Origin of the sequence: Hymenobacter properus (genome assembly GCF_015694735.1) — a bacterium.
GTDB classification, from domain to species: domain Bacteria; phylum Bacteroidota; class Bacteroidia; order Cytophagales; family Hymenobacteraceae; genus Hymenobacter; species Hymenobacter properus.
In genome coordinates, this window is the sequence record NZ_JADQDP010000002.1 from 295,867 (window position 1) to 312,462 (window position 16,596).

The following is a 16,596-nucleotide window of genomic DNA, read 5'->3' on the forward strand; positions in this document are numbered from 1 at the left end:
GAACGTATGCCGAGCGCAGCGAAGCATGACGTTTAGCCGCCGGCCACGGGCGGAATCAACGCAATTTCATCCACGGTGTGCAGCGGCTGGTCGGCGTTGGCGTACTCGTTGTTGACGGCCACGGCGCAGCTGCGCAGCTCGCCCAGCGCGGGGTACTGGCGGCGCATTTCGGCCAGCAGCTCGCCCACGGTGGCAGGGGCGGGGGCCGGCAGCTCGATGACGGAAGTGCCCACGATGTCGCGGGTGATGCCGAAGAGGGCGATTTTTAAGGACATATCTTTCGACGTAAACTTGGGCGAAAATCAGCCGCGGGCGGCGCTTTGGGCTGTGGCCTGAACACCGGCCCGGCGTCCGGGGTTACCACAAGTCGGCAGTCTTACGTACAGCCCGGCAAAATTGGTGATAAACGTGCTTCCATCTCTCCTCGCCCCAGCCGCCCCGGCCCGCCCCACGCTCTACGACCAGCACGGCCGGCCGCTGGAATACCTGCGCCTGGCCGTGACGGACCGCTGCAACCTGCGCTGCTTCTACTGCATGCCCGAGGAAGGCATCCGGTACATGCCCAAGCACGAACTGCTGAGCTACGAGGAGATGCTGCGCCTGACGGGCCTCCTGGCCGGGCTGGGCGTGCGCAAAGTGCGCCTCACCGGCGGCGAGCCCTTCGTGCGGCGCGACCTGGTGCCCTTCATGGAGCAACTAGCCCAGCTGCCTGGCATCGACGACATCAGCCTGACCACCAACGGCGTGCTGACGGCACCGCACGTGCCCGCCCTGGCCCGCCTGGGCGTGAAGGCCGTGAACCTCAGCCTCGACACGCTAAACCGCGAGCGGTTCTTCCAAATCACGCGGCGCGACGAGCTGCCCCGGGTGCTGGAAACCTTTTACGCCCTGCTGGATGCCGGTATTCAGGTCAAAATCAATGCTGTGGTGATGGACGGCCGAAACATTGACGACCTCATTCCGTTGGCCGCCCTCAGCCGCGACCTGCCCGTAGACGTGCGATTCATCGAAGAAATGCCCTTCAACGGCGGCAGCCACGAGGCCGGACCTGCCTCGCTGCCCTGGAACCACCTGCGCATCCGCCAGCACTTGGAAGCGCATTTTGGCGCACTCACGCCCGTGCCCATGGCGGCCGGTGCCACGGCTTCCGACTACCGCGTGGCCGGCCACCAAGGCCGTGTGGGCATCATTGCCGCGTATTCGCGTACTTTTTGCGGCACCTGCAACCGCCTGCGCCTCACCGCCGAAGGAGGCATCAAAACCTGCCTCTACGACCAGGGCGTGCTCGATACCCGCGCCCTGCTGCGCGGCGGCAAGTCTGATGAGGAAATTGTGGCGGCGCTGTCGGCCGCATTCCGTCACCGCGCCGCCAATGGCTTCGAGGCCGAGCGGCAGCGGCCTCTGCACCAGCTCAGCTTCGAGAGCATGGCCACCATTGGGGGCTAGGAAGCCACGGTCGTTATCTTACCTTGCCTGCTATTGGGGCCGGGGCATTAAAGCCCGGGACCCGCTGCAATGAAAGTTGTTTTTATTATCCTGGGCATGCTGGTTGGCCTGTATGTGCTGCTGTGCGCGGTGCTCTATTTTAAGCAGGAAAAGCTGCTATTCTTCCCCAGCCGGCTGCCGGTCGATTATCGGTTTCGCTTTCCCGGTAGCTTCGAAGAACGGTGGTTTAAGATGGCCGATGGCACCCGCCTGCACGGCCTGTTATTCCACGCTCCCCACTCCAAAGGGCTGGTGTTCTACCTGCACGGCAACGGCGGCGACGTGAGCAGCTGGGCCGAGGCCGCGCCCGTGTACACCCGCCTGGGCTATGACGTTTTCTTCCTCGACTACCGTGGCTACGGCAAAAGCGAGGGGCGCATTAGCAGCCAGGCGCAGTTGCCGGGCGACGTGCAGACGGTCTACCAACAGCTGCTGCCCGAGTATCCCGAAAGCCGCACCGTGGTGCTGGGCTACTCTGTGGGCACGGGCCTGGCCACTTGGCTGGCCGCACAGCAGCACCCCAAGCTGCTGATACTACAGGCGCCGTACTTCAGCATGCGCGACCTGGCGGCGCGGCTGTACCCATTCGTGCCGGGGTTTCTGGTGCGCTACCCGTTGCCTACCAACGAGTTGATTGGCAAAGTCAAGGCGCCCGTCGTGCTGTTTCACGGCGACCGGGATGAGGTGATTTATCATCAGTCGTCGCTCCGGCTCAAAGCGTTATTGAAGCCCACCGACCGGTTGGTGCTGCTGCCCGGCGCGGGCCACAACGGCATGACTGATAATCCTATGTATCAGCGAGAGCTGGCGACTTTGCTATAAGTAAAAAACACGCAGAAAATCGATGTAAATCCGGAGCTACAAGCAGTCACGTAAGCCTTTCACAAGCATTAGACTTTCTTGTAGTTAACCACGGCCAATTGCATGTTGAGTTAAATGGGTTTTATAATTTTAAAAATTATAGTGCAATTTTATTTATTTTAATAAGTAGAAAATAAAGGTGTTAGCATGGTGCAATAACGTATATTTGCTAGTGCTATACAGGGTCGTAATTATATTCTATGTCTGATTTTTACAATTCTACCGTTTTGTCGGCATCTGTTACTCTTCAGACTCAGCTAATGAGCGACACATCTGCCGAATCTTGCCAGGTAGCCCAGCTGCGTCAGGCCCTGGCCGACGCGCAGGCGGCGTTGCGTTGCGCCGAGCAACGGCTGGCAGACCAGAAGGATTATTACCAGGCGGTGCTCGACCACCTAAAGGTAAATGTGGCCGTGTTCGACCCTGAGCAACGGTTTCAGGTAGTCAATGCCAAGTCCTTCAGCAACCCCGAGCTGCGGGAATGGGTGATTGGCAAAACCAACGACGAATACTGCGAGCACCGCGGCGTGGCGCCCGAAATCGGGGCTACCCGGCGGCGCCTGCTGACCCAGGTGATTGAAACCGGCGTCGAAACCAGCTGGGAGGAAACCCTAATGACAGACGATGGTCCGTGCCAACTGCTGCGCTACTACGTGCCTGTGCTGGATTCCGACGGGGCCGTACGCATGGTGGTGGGCACGGGTACCGACATCACCAAGCGCCGGCTAGCCGAGCAAAAGCTGGAAGAGCAGCGTGAGTTCTTCGAGTTCACGCTCAATCACATACCCAGCGACATTGGTGTGTTCGACGCTGAAGGCCGCTACTTGTTTGTCAACCAGAGCGGCATCAAAGACCCCGTGAAGCGCGAGTGGGTGATTGGCAAAAACAACTTCGAATATTGCGCGCAATACGGCTACCCCCAGGCCCTGGCCGAGGAGCGGCAGGAGCGCCTGCGCGAGGCGTTCCAGGAGCGCCGGCTGGTGACGTTTGAAGAAACCTTTGACCGGCCCGAGGGCCTGCGGCACCAGTTCCGCTGCCTGCAGCCCGTGTTTCACCCCGACGGCTCGCCGCGCATGCTGGTGGCCTACGGCCTCGACATCACCGAGCGGGTGGCCACCGAGCGGGCCCTGCGCCATGCCAAGCTGGCGGCCGAGAGCGCCGTGCGGGCCCGCGAGATTTTCCTGGCCAACATGAGCCACGAAATCCGCACGCCCATGAACGCCATCTTGGGCATGAGCCAGCTGCTGGCCAAAACCGAGCTGGCGCCCGACCAGGATAGCTACCGCCAGGCCATCAGCACCTCGGCCGAGCACCTGCTGGTGATTATCAACGACATTCTGGACCTTTCGAAGCTGGAGGCTGGCAAGATGGCGCTGGAGCAAGTCGGCTTCACGCCCACGCACCTGCTGGCCGAGATTGAGCAAACCCTGCACTACAAGGCCGAAGAAAAGGGCTTGCGCCTGCTCACGCGGGTGGCCCCGGCCGTGCCCCGCGTGCTGCTCGGCGACCCCTACCGCATCCGGCAGGTGCTGCTGAACCTGGCCGGCAACGCCATCAAGTTCACCGAAACCGGCTACGTGGCCATTACCTGCGACTACCAGCCCGCCGCCGATGGCGACACCGGCGAGGTGGTATTCCGGGTGGCCGATACGGGCATTGGCATCGAACCGGAGTTTGTGCAGCACATTTTCAGCGAGTTCAGCCAGCAGGACTCGTCGGTGACGCGCAAATTTGGCGGCACGGGCCTGGGCCTGAGCATTTGCCGCAACCTGGTGAAGCTGATGGGCAGCGACGTGCAGCTGCAGAGCGAGCGCAACAAGGGCACCACCATGGCCTTTGCCCTGCGCCTGCCCGTGGGCACGGCCGAAGACCTAGCCCCTAAAGTGGTGCTGCCCCCCGACAGCCCGGCCTTCCAGTACCTGCGCAACAAGCAGGTGCTGCTGGTGGAAGACAACCGCTTCAACCGTCAGATTGCCAAAACCTTCCTCAGCCACGCCCACGTGCAGGTGACTGAGGCCGAGCACGGCGCTATGGCCGTGGAGCTGGCCCAGCACACGCGCTTCGACTTGATTCTGATGGACATTCAGATGCCGGTGATGGACGGCTACGCGGCCACCGCGCTGTTGCGCCAACAGTTGGGCCTGGCTACCCCCATTGTGGCCCTCACGGCCAACGCTGTGAAAGGCGAGCGCGAGAAGTGCCTCTCGGCCGGCATGAACGGCTACCTGGCCAAGCCCTTTAAGGAAGAAGAACTGCTGCGCGTGGTGGGCGACTGGACCCTGACCATGCCGCTGCCCGCGCTGGAATCTGAGCCCGCGCCGGCCCCCAGCGCGGCCGCCGAGCCCGAAATACTGGCCCCACCGCCCGCCCCGCCAATGGCAGCGGAAGTAAAGCTTTATTCCATTGCAGACTTGCTGGTGGCCGGCCAGGGCGACCAGGAATTTGTGGCTTTCATGCTCACCACCTTCGTGGAGAGCTGCGAGGAAGCCGTCCAGAATCTGAACCGCGGCATGCAGGAAGGCGACATCAAGCTGCTGAAAACTACCGCCCACACGCTAAAGCCCGGCGTGGAGCACCTGCACGCCCTGCACGTGCTGCCGCCCGTGGAGGCGCTGGACCAATGGGAAGGCCCCTTCCAGGCCGAAGCTCTGCAGCCGCTGGTCGATTCCATCACCTTGCTGCTGCGCGACGTGGTGACGCAGATAACGCTCGATACCAACGCCTAAGCAGCGGGCAAAGTCGGCTTTGCGGCCCGGTGCACCTTTGGTGTGCCGGGCCGTTGGCTGTTTGGCAGCAGGTATTCCGCAAAACTTATCGGGCGGCTGGGGCGTTTGGGAAACTTAATTTTACGGCACACAACGTGCGGGACGCGGCGCTACAGCGCCGCCGGTGGGCGGCAAGCAATATGGTTTCAGTTACTTCTTCGGTGCGGACAGTTTCCCGCCAGGCCCACCGCGTGGCGGTAGGCGCTTTGTTCTTTTTGCTGGGTTTGTGCTTTGCTACCTGGGCCTCGCGTATTCCGAGCATTCAGCAGCGCATGGGCATTTCGGAAGCGGGACTGGGCGGCGTGCTGCTGGCTATTCCGCTGGGGCAGATGCTTACGCTGCCGCTAGCCGGCTGGCTGGTGGCCAAACACGGCAGCCGCCGGGTGATACTGGGCAGCGTGGTGCTCTACGCCACGGCGCTGCTGGGCCTGGGCTGGGCCCAAAACCTGTTCCAGCTGGTGCCCTGCCTGATACTGTTCGGCGTGGGCGGCAACCTGACCAATATCTCGGTGAATACGCAGGCTGTAGGCGTGGAGCGGCTGTATAAGCACAAGCCCATCATGGGCTCGTTTCACGGGCTGTGGAGCCTCGCGGGCTTCGTGGGGGCGGCCATTGGCTCGTTTATGATTGGGCACGCGGTACCGCCGGGCTGGCATTTCGTGGGCATTGCGCTGTTTATTCTGACCGGCCTGGTGGTGAGCGCCGGCTACACCGTGCGCCAGGACAGTGGTGTCGACCCCGACCAGCCCATCTTCGTGCGGCCCGACAAGGAGCTGTTGGGCCTAGGCGCTATTGCCTTCTGCGCGCTCATCTGCGAGGGGGCCATGTTCGACTGGAGCGGCGTTTATTTCAAGAAAGTTATTCAGGCCGACAAGGCCTGGGTGGGCGCGGGCTACACGGCCTTCATGAGCACCATGGCCGCTGGCCGCTTCGGGGCCGACTGGCTGGCTCACCGGCTCGGGCCGAAGCGCGTGATTCAGCTCTGCGGGCTGCTTACAGCCACCGGACTCAGCATTGCGGTGGTGTTTCCGATGCTGCCCACGGCTCTATTGGGCTTCCTTTTGGTGGGCTTTGGCACCTCGGCGGTGGTGCCGCTGGTGTACTCAGCGGCGGGGCGGTCTACGCACATGTCGGCAGGCATGGCGCTGGCGGCAGTGTCTACCATCGGCTTCTTCGGCTTTTTGCTGGGGCCGCCCATCATCGGTTTTGTGGCCGGTGCCACGAGCCTGCGCGTGTCGTTTGCGTTTATTGCCTTCATGGGGCTATGCGTGTCGGCGGTGGCGGGCCGGGTGCGGGTGTAGTTTGTTTGGGGATAGGGGAGAAGGAATAGGGTATACAGGAAAGGAGCTTAAATCAGAACGTCATGCAGAGCGCAGCGAAGCATCTCGCGTGCAGTAGTAAACCAATCATAAGGATTTACTTGCGGCACGCGAGACGCTTCACTGCGCTCTGCATGACCTTCCTTATTTTTCGCCCATACTAACCCACGAACCATTTCATGCCCGAAAACCCCACCGCCACCAAATACACATGGGACGCCATGCCCAAAGAGCAGGTGACCGAGCAGCTCTCGCGCCGCCTCATCACCGGCGACAAGATGATGCTGGCCCACGTCTACCTCAAAAAGGGCTGCATTGTGCCCCTGCACCAGCATGAAAACGAGCAGATAACTTATATTCTGGAAGGTGCGCTGCGCTTCTGGATTGGCTCCGAGGATGCCGAGCCCATTGTGGTGGGTGTGGGCGAGGTGCTGCACATCCCCGGCAACGTGCCCCACAAGGCCGAGGCCCTCGAAGACACGCTGGACGTAGACATTTTCAGCCCGCCCCGTCAGGATTGGCTCGATAAATCGGACGACTACCTGCGCCAGAAATAAGCCCATGGACCTCGGACTAAAAGGCAGAGTGGCCCTGGTGGCCGCTGCCAGCAAGGGCCTGGGCCGCGCCGTGGCCGAAGAGTTGGCCGCCGAAGGTGCCTCCCTCGTGCTGTGCGCGCGGGGTGAGCAAGCCCTGCGCGAAACCTGCGCAGCCATCGAGCAAAGCGCTGGTGTGCCGGTGCTGGGTGTGGTGGCCGACGTGGCCAACCCCTCCGACGTGGCCCGCGTGACGCAGGCTGCACAGGAGCGTTTCGGCCGCATCGACATCTTGGTAACCAACGCCGGCGGCCCGCCCGCCGGCACCTTCGACACGCTGGGGCCTGAGCAATGGCAGGCCGCCACCAGTCTGCTCCTCACCAGCGTGGTGGAGCTGACGCGCGCCGTGCTGCCCGGCATGAAAGCGCGCGGCTGGGGCCGCATTCTCAACATCACGTCCATTTCGGTGAAGCAGCCGGTGGAAAACCTGATGCTCTCCAACAGCCTGCGCGCAGCCGTAACCGGCATGGCACGCACCCTGGCCACCGAAGTGGCCGCCCAAGGCATCACCGTCAACAATATTCTGCCCGGCTACACGCGCACCGAGCGGGTGGTAGGCCTGGCCGATGTCACGGCCGCCAAAGAAGGCATTTCGGCCGCCGACGCTACGGCGCGCTGGGAAAGCCAGATTCCTATGCGGCGGCTGGGCGAGCCGCGGGAGTTCGCTGCGCTGGCTGCTTTTCTGTGCTCGGAACGAGCCAGCTACATCACCGGCACCTCCATTCCGGTCGATGGCGGCTGGATTCGCGGGCTCTTGTAGGAACTGGGTGGGGCTAGTGCTTGCCCAGCCCCACCCAGCCGCGCTGCTGGGTGTAGTAGGCCGCCGTGCCCACCACCAGGCCCACCAGGTAGCCGTAGGGCAGCCCGGCGCAGAGCAGGCCCACCAGCAGCGCCAGCAGCATGTCGGCGCGGCGGTCGCTGATGTCGCGCAACAGCACGGCCAGCGACAGCGCCTCGAACAGCAGCAGCACACCCAGAATGGGCAGCGGAAATATCTGCACCACGTCGGCAAAGCCTTGGCTGAAAAACAGCCCCAGCACCAAGAAAATACCGCCGTAGATGACCACCGAGCCGCCGGTGCGGGCCCCAAACGCGTAGTGCCCCACCATGCCGCCCGAGCCGTGGCACACCGGAAACCCGCCGAAAAAGGGATTCACCAAATTCATCAGGGCGTAGGTGAAGCTGATTTTGCGGATGGTGAGCGGTGTCCGTTCGGGGAATAAATCCTGGGCTACCTGCTTGGTGGCAAGGATGGAGTTGCCGAGCGACAAGGGAATCTGAGGCAGGGCCAGCAGCAGGGCTCCGGTGAGGATGTCGGCTCGCTGGGGCAGGTGCCAGGTGGGCAAGTGCAGACCCACGGCCTTCTGGGCAGTAGCTAAATCGAGCTTGAATACCAACGCGTAAGCTACGCCCAGGGCAATGACTACCAGCGCCGCGGGCCAGCGCCGGTTGCCAAACAGCACCACCGTGACCACAAAAGCCGCCGCCGCCAGCGCGTAGCCGGCCGCGCCATCGGCCCCCACATACTTGGTGAGGGCCAGCGTGGCCAGCTGCAGGGCCAGCCCAAACTGAATGCCGCGCACCACGGCCTTGGGTACCAGCCTTCCCAAGGCATCAATCAGCCCGGTTATCGACAAAAAAAACATGCCGATGCCAATGGCCAGCCCCCCGCCGAAAATGACGCGGCCCGGGAGCTTTTGAGCAATAACCAGCGCCGCGAAAGCCTTGAGCGGCTGCACCGGCATGGGCATGCGGTACCACAGCCCGGTAAACACCTGCATCAGCCCAAAGAGAATGAGCACACTCGCACTGTCGATTCCCGAGGCGGCGATGACGCCGATGAGCAGCGGCAGGTCGGTGCCGAGGTCGCCAAACGCGCCGGCCAGCTCGTTGCGGTCGAAGCGGATGGGCGGACGGGTAGGGGCGGGGGGCGGCGTAACAGTAGGTTGCATCAGGGCGAAGTGGGAATGTCTCTACCCGTTTCTACTTCTTATTGTTCAGCAGGCGCGCCACCTCGCTGGCATGCTCGGCGGCGTCGCCCAGGTACTCGCCGCTGGTGTAGCCCCGGCGGAAACGCAACGGTTTGAGACGCTTGCCCAGGGCCTCTGCGGCCATTTCGTGGTCGAGGGCGCCTTCGTGATGAGCGAGGAACACAGTGGCCACACCGTTGCCGATGAAGTTGGTGATGCTGCGTGCTTCCGACATAAACCGGTCGACGCCCAGCAGCAAGGCCAGGCCCTCTACCGGAATCACCTTCATGGCCGTGAGCGTGCTGGCCAGTACCACAAAGCCGCTGCCCGCTACGCCGGCCGCGCCTTTGCTGGTCACCATCAGGATGCCCATCATGGTCAGAATCTGGGCGCCGGAAAGGTCGACGTGGAACACCTGAGCCAGGAAAAGGGTCGAAAGCGAAAGGTAAATGGTGGTGCCGTCGAGGTTGAAGGAATAGCCCGTAGGCACCACCAGCCCCACCACCGGCTGGGCGCAGCCCATGCGCTCCAACTTCTCCATGAGGCCCGGCAGGCCGGCTTCCGACGACGAAGTACCTAGCACAATCAGCAGCTCGGCCTTGAGATATTTCAGGAATGACCACACGCCGATGTTGCAGGAACGCAAAATGGCCCCCAACACCGCAAAAACAAACACGCCCATGGTCAAATACACCGTCACCATGAGTTTGCCCAGCGGCAGCAGCGTGGCGATGCCGTACTTACCGATGGTGAAGGCCATGCCTCCAAATGCCCCAATGGGCGCCAACAGCATCACCAGGTGCAGCCCCCGAAATACATACTTCGAGGCTTCTTTGAGGAAGTGGATGATGGGTTTGCGCCCGGCGTACTTGCTAAGCACAATGCCGAGCACAATGGCCACGAGGAGAACTTGTAGCGTCAGGTTATCGGCCAGAAAGTGCCCCCACGAAAACTCCGAGGCCCGCTTCGTGAACTCGCCCACCTTGCCTGTATCGAGCCGGCCGGTGCTTACGCCCGCACCCGGCCGCACCAGCGCCGCCACGCCCACACCAATGAGCAGCGCCAGCGTAGTCACGATTTCGAAGTACAGCAGTGCCTTCCCGCCAATGCGCCCCACCTTCTTTAAATCGCCCATCGTGCTAATGCCGAGCGTGATGGTGAGGAAGATGATGGGATTGATAAACAGCTTCACCACGTCGATGAAGCGCTTGCCCAGCGGCTCCATCAGCACCGCCCTGGCGGGGGCGAAGTGACCCAGCAGGGCCCCCGCCACAATGGCCAGCAGTACCCAGAAGGTAAGGTTACGGGTGAGTTTCTTGATTTTCATAGGCAGCGGTAGAAGCGGTGAGTGCCCCACGCGCCGCAAGTTCGGCACGGGGGCGCACGCTGCCAGCTGCTGTGCAAATTGAGTGAGCCGCATGCACCCATACGAAAGATTGACGGGCGCTTGCCCAGCGCCCAACCGGCTTGCGCTGTTGCCGAGCCGGAAATGACCGGTCGCCGCCTTATTCTACTAGCAGCCGGCGTGTGGCTGTGGCCCCGCCCGCCCGCACTTGCAGGGCGTAAAGGCCAGCTGGCAGTGCACTGAGGTCCACCTCTAGTGATAGGCCAGTGGCTGGTAACAGCACCGTGGTGGTGCGCACCACCCGGCCCAGGGCGTCGAGCAGGGTGAGGGCAACCCTCGGAACACCCGGCACCCCGGGCAGCGCGACAGTAGCGCGGCCGTGGGCCGGGTTGGGCGACAATCGGAAGTTCAAATCGCTGTGAACGGCCGTGGTAGCGGTGAGGGTGGGGTCATCAAAATAGGCTAGAAAGGCGTTGTTTCCGGAAGGATTGGCTAGGGGGCGGCCATCAAAATCTGCGGTCTGGCTGTTGGTCCAACCCGTGAGGTACACGCTGGTCCCGCTGCAGGCCACTCCGGTACTCACTTCTTCAAAGCGGCCACCTACGGGCTTGGCCCAGGCAAAAGCGGCGCCACTGTTTGTTTCGCTTATTTTGAGCACATATCCGTCCCGACCCCAAGGACTTAAGGGATTTCCGGATGGCTGCGACGAGTTGACTAGCGTAGCAGCGCTGCCAAAGGCAATGGAAGAAGTGGAAAAACTGCCGGCGGCGTAGATGTTGGGGCCGCTGACGGCCAGCGAGGAGATGGAGCCCAAGCCTCCATCCACCGACTGTTGCACCCACGCAAAATGGCTGCTGTTACCGGCATCGGTGAGTTTGGCAACGAAGGAGCGGGGCCCCGAGGCGGCCGGCCGCAAGGCACCGAAGGCCGCATTGGAGCTTTCGGCGTAGCCTGCCACGTACACGTTGGCTCCCGCCACCGCCAGTGCGGATGCCTGTTCAACATCGGTGCCACCGGCCTGCTGCGCCCACACGTAGTTGGCGCCGGTGCCCGTGTCGGTCAGCTTGGCCACAAAACAATCGTCGGTGCCGGTCAGGGCGGTGGCGCCGAATGTAGCGGTTGTGCCGAACGTGCCGGCGATGTAAACATTTCCCGCATTGGCGGCAACCGCAAACGGAATAACATAGGAATTGCCCTGAAGCTGGTGGGCCCAGGCAATGGTCCCGCTGGTGCCCGCGTCGGTGAGCTTGGCCACAAAGCCCCAGTAGCCGGTATTGGGAAAGGCCACGTTGCCAATCGTGCCCCCGTTAGGCCCTACTTTGCCCACTAAGTAGACGTCAGAACCGCTTACGGCCAGGGCCGAAATCGTTTCATACGCGGGCCCGCCGGTGCGCTGGCCCCAGGCCACTGCGGCAGTGGAACCTTGGTCAATCAATTTCGCGATGAAGATGTCGGGAGAATTTGCCTGCGAAGCATTGGTCAGCTGCACCGCTCCCAAACGGAGGCTGTTGCTGAACGTGCCGGCCACGTACACGCCGCTTCCGTTCACGGCCAGCGCACTGATTTGAACAAAAGAACCTTCGATGCGTTGTGCCCACATGAAGCCGCCGGCAGGGTTCCATTTCGCCACGTAGGCTTCGCTGTCTTGCGAGTTGCGGGTGGTTAGTAAGGTAGTGCCGAAACGGATGGCGTTGCTGAAGGTGCCGGCCATGAAGACGTTGCCATTGGCATCGGCCGCCAGCGCTTGGGCATTGGCAGCACTACCCAAGGCGCACGCGGGGGCCGTCAGCTGCTGCCAGGCGGGCGTCTGCGCCTGCGCCCATGGGGATATCAACCACAGAGCAGCCACCAGCAATGAGGTTAACCGTGCGGAAAGTTTTTTCATCTGGGACTACCTGAGTGGCGTTGAATACTAATAAGTTAGCAGTACGAGGCTGACGGCGGCAGGTTTTGTGCGTTTGCAGTTGCCATACTGCGCTTCGGGTCTGGCCAGTGCCGAGCCAGCGGGCAACTAGCGAGCGCAATCAAAAATTAAAAACCAGCAGCTTCACTTTCTACTTTCGAAGGTGCGCTCACCCCATCCCCATGAATCCCGCCATTCTGCTCCCCGCCACCAGCTACGAATTCGCCACCATCCAGAAAGTGAGCGGCAGCGGCCCACCCGTGCCCGCCTCCGACCAGCTGGCCGCCGAAGAACCGCTGGAAATCCGCGTCGGCTACGAGGCCGGGGGCCAGCGCCTGCACCGTACCCTGTCCGTCACCATGCGCACGCCCGGCCACGACGAAGAGCTGGCTGCCGGCTTTCTGCTCACCGAAGGCCTTATCCACGATAAAGCCGACTTGCTGGGCATCATTCCCTGCCCCGATGTGCAAAAGGCCGAAGAGGCCGGTAACGTAGTGAGGGCCGAGCTGGACGCTCATGTGCAAGTCGATTTCCAGGCGATGGAGCGCCATTTCTACACCAGCTCCAGCTGTGGCGTGTGCGGGAAAACCAGCATAGCCGCTGTGCAAACCGCAAGCTGCCCGGTGCTGCCCGCTGCCGGCCCGCTCCTCAGTGCAGCCGTGGTGCACCAGCTACCGGAGAAGCTGCGCGCAGCCCAGGCCGGCTTCGAGCAGACGGGCGGCCAGCACGCCTCGGCCCTGTTTTCGCCGGAGGGGGAGCTGCTGCTGTTGCGCGAAGATGTGGGCCGTCACAACGCGCTGGACAAGGTGATTGGGGCCGCGCTGCTGGCCGGGTGGCTGCCGTTGCATCAGCACGTGTTGCTGGTGAGCGGCCGCGTCAGTTTCGAGTTGGTGCAGAAAGCGGCGGCGGCGGGCATTGGCATTCTGGCGGCAGTGGGAGCCCCAAGCAGCCTAGCGGTGCAGGCGGCCGAAAACTTTGGAATGACGGTGCTGGGCTTTGTGCGCAACGAGCGGTTCAATATTTACAGTCACGGCTGGCGGTTGGCCGTGTAACGGTTTAGGCTACGTGCTGTGCGGTGAAAATTTAGTGGGAAAAGCCACCCAATGCACCTGCATCCGGCAACGCCCGCCGGGGCCATCCGTTTAACTTTCACCCCAAATCCCACCCATCTATGAAACTCCGCATCGAAGACGACACCCTGCGCCTGCGCCTCTCCGATGGCGAGGTAGCCGAGTTTGCCGAAAAGGGCCACGTGGAAGGGGCCGTGCACTTCGGCCCCAACCCCGAGCAGCGCCTCACCTACGCCCTGGAGCGCGGCTCCGAGCGCCCCCAGACGATGCCCAACGAGGAGCCCGTGCAGATTCATTACGAGCCGGGCGCCCTCACCGTGTTGGTGCCCTTTGCGCTGGCCAAAGCTTGGGTCGAAACCGAGCAGAACGGCTTCTCCCACGACTTGCCACTGTCCGAAAGCCAGCACCTGCGCATTCTGGTAGAGAAGGACTTGGACTGCAAGCACTAGCAAGAATGTTGAGTTTTGAGGGTTGAATGTTGAGTGTGCTGCCACTTAGTGAGTCTTCAGTTCAACGCTTCCACAAACTCAACCCTCAACCCTGAAAATTCAACACTTCAAGCCATGCCCGATACTCCGCACTCTCCCCAGAACGACCCCAGCAAGGCCGGCCGTACCCACGAGCAGGGCGCCGAAGCCAACGCGCCCAAAAGCGGCGAACGGCCCGCCCAGGGCGCGGCACCCGCGCCCAACCACTACCGTTCCGACCCCAACCGAACCCACGTGCACGCCCACATTCCCGCACCCGACGTGGCCAACGCCAAATACGAACACCCCGTGCTGGCCCAGCCGCCGGAGGCCCTCACCGGCCTGCAGCTGGAGGAGCGGCAGAAAATTGCGGCCGGCGTCACGGCCGTGCTCAAGTCGATGCAGTTCAGCTGGAGCGAGGGCGGCATGACCCGCGGCACCCACGCGCTGCTGAAGATGAATCAGAAGGACGGCTTCGACTGCTCCAGCTGCGCCTGGCCCGACCCCGACGAACACCGCTCGGTGGCCGAGTTCTGCGAGAACGGGGCCAAGGCCAGCGCTTCCGATTCCGACCACCGCGCTGCTGGCCCCGAATTCTTCGCCAAGCACAGCCTGGCCGAGCTTTCGCGCATGACCGACCGCGACCTCAACAACGCCGGCCGCCTCACCCACCCGCTGGTGAAGCGCCCCGGCGACAACCACTACTCGCGCATTGCCTGGCCCGATGCTTTCGACATTATTGCTAAGGAGCTGAACGCCATAAAGTCGCCGGAGGAAGCCATTTTCTACACCTCGGGCAAAGTGCCGAACGAGCCGGCCTTCTTGTTCCAGCTGTTTGCCCGCGAGTTTGGCACCAACAATCTGCCCGACTGCTCCAACATGTGCCACGAGAGCAGCGGCTCGGGCCTCACACCCACTACTGGGCTGGGCAAAGGCTCGGTCACGCTTAACGACATTCACGAGGCGGAGGTGCTCATCATCATGGGCCAAAACCCGGGCACCAATCACCCGCGCATGCTCTCGGCCCTGCAAATCGCGAAGAAAAATGGCGCCAAAATCATCAGCGTGAACCCGCTGATTGAAGCCGGCCTCAACCACTTCCGCAACCCGCAGGACTTCATGAACCCGCTGAGAGCCATGGGTACTCTCCTCGGCGGCGGCACCCAGATTACCGACCTCTACCTGCAAGTGCGCATCGACGGCGACATGGCCCTGCTGCGCGGCATCATGAAGCACCTGTTTGAAGCTGAGGAACTGAACCCCGGCCAGGTGGTCGACCACGCATTTGTGAAGGAGTTCACCACTGGCTTCGAGGAGTTTAAACAGAATATTCTTGATACCAGCTGGGAAGATATTGAAACCATCAGCGGCATCAGCCGCGCGCAGCTGCTGGAGGCAGCCAACATCATTGCCCGCAAGCAGAAAATCATCGTGTGCTGGGCCATGGGCATCACGCAGCAGCGCCAGGGCGTGGAAACGGTGAAGGAAATTGTGAACCTGCTGCTGATGAAGGGCGCCATCGGCAAGCCCGGCGCGGGCACCTGCCCGGTGCGCGGCCACTCCAACGTGCAGGGCGACCGCACGATGGGCATCTGGGAGCGCATGCCGAAGCATTTCCTTGATTCGCTGGAGAAAGAGTTCGGCTTCAAGCCACCCACGAAAGACGGGTTCGACGTGGTCGAATCCATCAAGGCCATGCGCCTAGGACACACCAAGGTATACTTCAGCCTGGGCGGCAACCTGCTGGCGGCCGGCCCCGATACCGAAGTCATTGCCGAAGCCATGCGCAAGCAAAAGCTGACGGTGTACGTGGGCACTAAGCTCAACCGCGGCCACTTGGTGACCGGCGAAACCAGCCTGCTGCTGCCCACCTTCGCCCACGCCGATATCGATATGCAAAGGGCTGGCCACCAGATGACGAGCTGCGAAAACTCGATGGGCGTGGTGAGCCAGAATAAGGGCGTGCTGGTGCCCGTGGAGGGCGACCAACTGAGCGAAGTGGCCATCATCTGCGGCATGGCAATAGCCACGCTGGGCAGCAAAACCAAGACTGACTGGGTAGCCATGACGGAGAACTACGACGTCATCCGCGACCACATTGCCCGTGTCATTCCGGGCTTTGAGGACTACAACCGCAAGCTGCGCAAGCCGGGCGGCTTCTACCTACCCAATGGCCCCCGCGAACGGAAATTCACCACCGACAACGGCAAGGCCAACTTCAGCAAAACCACGCTGGAGAAATACCACCTGGAGCCCGACCAACTAGTGCTGATGACCGTGCGCTCGCACGACCAGTTCAATACCACCATCTACGAGTATAACGACCGATACCGCGGTATCCACGGCGAACGCCGCGTGCTCTTCATGAACCCGGCCGACATGGCCGACCGCAATATTAAGGCTAAGGACCTCATCGACATCACCAGCCACTACAAGGGCGAGCAGCGCCGGGTAGAGAAGTTTGTTGCCGTCCCGTATGATATCCCGAAAGGCAACGTTTCGGCCTACTTCCCCGAGGCCAACCCCCTGGTACCCATCGGCAGCGTGGCTAAAGTGAGCAATACGCCCACCTCGAAATACGTGGTGGTAACGGTGGTGCCCACTGCTGCCAACAATGACCTCCGCATCAAGGAGCGGGAGAAGATGATGGAGCAGGCATAAGCGTCCCGCCTGTCATTGCGAGTGGAGCGCAGCGAAACGCGGCAATCCGTCCTGTCAATACCAGACACGCCCTCTTACCAGAAAGCCCCGGTACCGCAATGGCACTGGGGCTTTTGTTTGACTTTATTACTTCTCAAGGCTTGTCGCGGATGAGATG

The 16,596-nt window shown here is 62.1% G+C and carries 13 protein-coding genes; 9 read left to right on the top strand and 4 right to left on the bottom strand.

The genetic code is table 11. The annotated features are described in order from the left end of the window. Nucleotides 1-32 precede the first annotated feature (32 nt). On the bottom strand, nt 33-275 hold the full coding sequence (locus I2I01_RS07480) for a MoaD/ThiS family protein (RefSeq protein WP_196285831.1): 243 nt from the start codon (nt 273-275) through the stop codon (nt 33-35). A gap of 133 nt (nt 276-408) precedes the next feature. Between I2I01_RS07480 and moaA the strand changes: the two genes are divergently transcribed. The 6 genes from moaA to I2I01_RS07510 all read left to right on the top strand — a co-directional run bounded on the left by moaA (nt 409) and on the right by I2I01_RS07510 (nt 7,783). Further along, the gene (gene moaA, locus I2I01_RS07485; RefSeq protein WP_196285832.1) at nt 409-1,446 is read left to right on the top strand and encodes a GTP 3',8-cyclase MoaA; all 1,038 of its coding nucleotides are present in this window, start codon (nt 409-411) and stop codon (nt 1,444-1,446) included. Between the two features lie 69 nt (nt 1,447-1,515). Continuing rightward, complete coding sequence (locus I2I01_RS07490) at nt 1,516-2,307, top strand: alpha/beta hydrolase (protein ID WP_196285833.1); 792 nt, start codon at nt 1,516-1,518, stop codon at nt 2,305-2,307. 299 nt (nt 2,308-2,606) lie between these two features. After that, entirely contained in the window at nt 2,607-5,072 is a 2,466-nt protein-coding gene (locus I2I01_RS07495) for a response regulator (protein WP_196285834.1), read from the top strand. Nucleotides 5,073-5,272: 200 nt separating this feature from the next. Beyond that, complete coding sequence (locus tag I2I01_RS07500; RefSeq protein WP_211537868.1) at nt 5,273-6,412, top strand: MFS transporter; 1,140 nt, start codon at nt 5,273-5,275, stop codon at nt 6,410-6,412. 197 nt (nt 6,413-6,609) lie between these two features. Continuing rightward, nucleotides 6,610-6,987 carry a cupin domain-containing protein gene (locus I2I01_RS07505; RefSeq protein ID WP_196285836.1) on the top strand — a complete coding sequence of 126 codons (378 nt, stop codon included), beginning with the start codon at nt 6,610-6,612 and terminating at the stop codon, nt 6,985-6,987. A 4-nt stretch (nt 6,988-6,991) separates the two neighbouring features. Beyond that, the gene (locus I2I01_RS07510) at nt 6,992-7,783 is read left to right on the top strand and encodes an SDR family oxidoreductase (RefSeq protein ID WP_196285837.1); all 792 of its coding nucleotides are present in this window, start codon (nt 6,992-6,994) and stop codon (nt 7,781-7,783) included. 13 nt (nt 7,784-7,796) lie between these two features. Here I2I01_RS07510 and I2I01_RS07515 read toward each other — a convergent pair whose 3' ends face one another. The 3 genes from I2I01_RS07515 to I2I01_RS07525 form a co-directional block, all read right to left on the bottom strand. Further along, entirely contained in the window at nt 7,797-8,975 is a 1,179-nt protein-coding gene (locus tag I2I01_RS07515; RefSeq protein WP_196285838.1) for a putative sulfate/molybdate transporter, read from the bottom strand. A gap of 31 nt (nt 8,976-9,006) precedes the next feature. Next, nucleotides 9,007-10,314, bottom strand: coding sequence for a cation:dicarboxylate symporter family transporter (locus I2I01_RS07520; RefSeq protein ID WP_196286695.1), 1,308 nt, complete (start codon nt 10,312-10,314; stop codon nt 9,007-9,009). Nucleotides 10,315-10,498: 184 nt separating this feature from the next. Then, entirely contained in the window at nt 10,499-12,187 is a 1,689-nt protein-coding gene (locus I2I01_RS07525; protein WP_196285839.1) for a T9SS type A sorting domain-containing protein, read from the bottom strand. A gap of 236 nt (nt 12,188-12,423) precedes the next feature. Here I2I01_RS07525 and fdhD point away from each other — a divergent pair, with 236 nt between their 5' ends. The 3 genes from fdhD to I2I01_RS07540 all read left to right on the top strand — a co-directional run bounded on the left by fdhD (nt 12,424) and on the right by I2I01_RS07540 (nt 16,439). Then, nucleotides 12,424-13,293 (top strand): formate dehydrogenase accessory sulfurtransferase FdhD, encoded by an 870-nt coding sequence (gene fdhD, locus I2I01_RS07530; protein ID WP_196285840.1) that lies wholly within the window; start codon nt 12,424-12,426, stop codon nt 13,291-13,293. A 119-nt stretch (nt 13,294-13,412) separates the two neighbouring features. After that, nucleotides 13,413-13,760 (top strand): DUF7009 family protein, encoded by a 348-nt coding sequence (locus I2I01_RS07535; RefSeq protein WP_196285841.1) that lies wholly within the window; start codon nt 13,413-13,415, stop codon nt 13,758-13,760. A 114-nt stretch (nt 13,761-13,874) separates the two neighbouring features. Beyond that, nucleotides 13,875-16,439: an FdhF/YdeP family oxidoreductase gene (locus I2I01_RS07540; RefSeq protein ID WP_196285842.1), complete on the top strand. Its 2,565-nt coding sequence runs from the start codon at nt 13,875-13,877 to the stop codon at nt 16,437-16,439. Nucleotides 16,440-16,596: the final 157 nt, after the last annotated feature.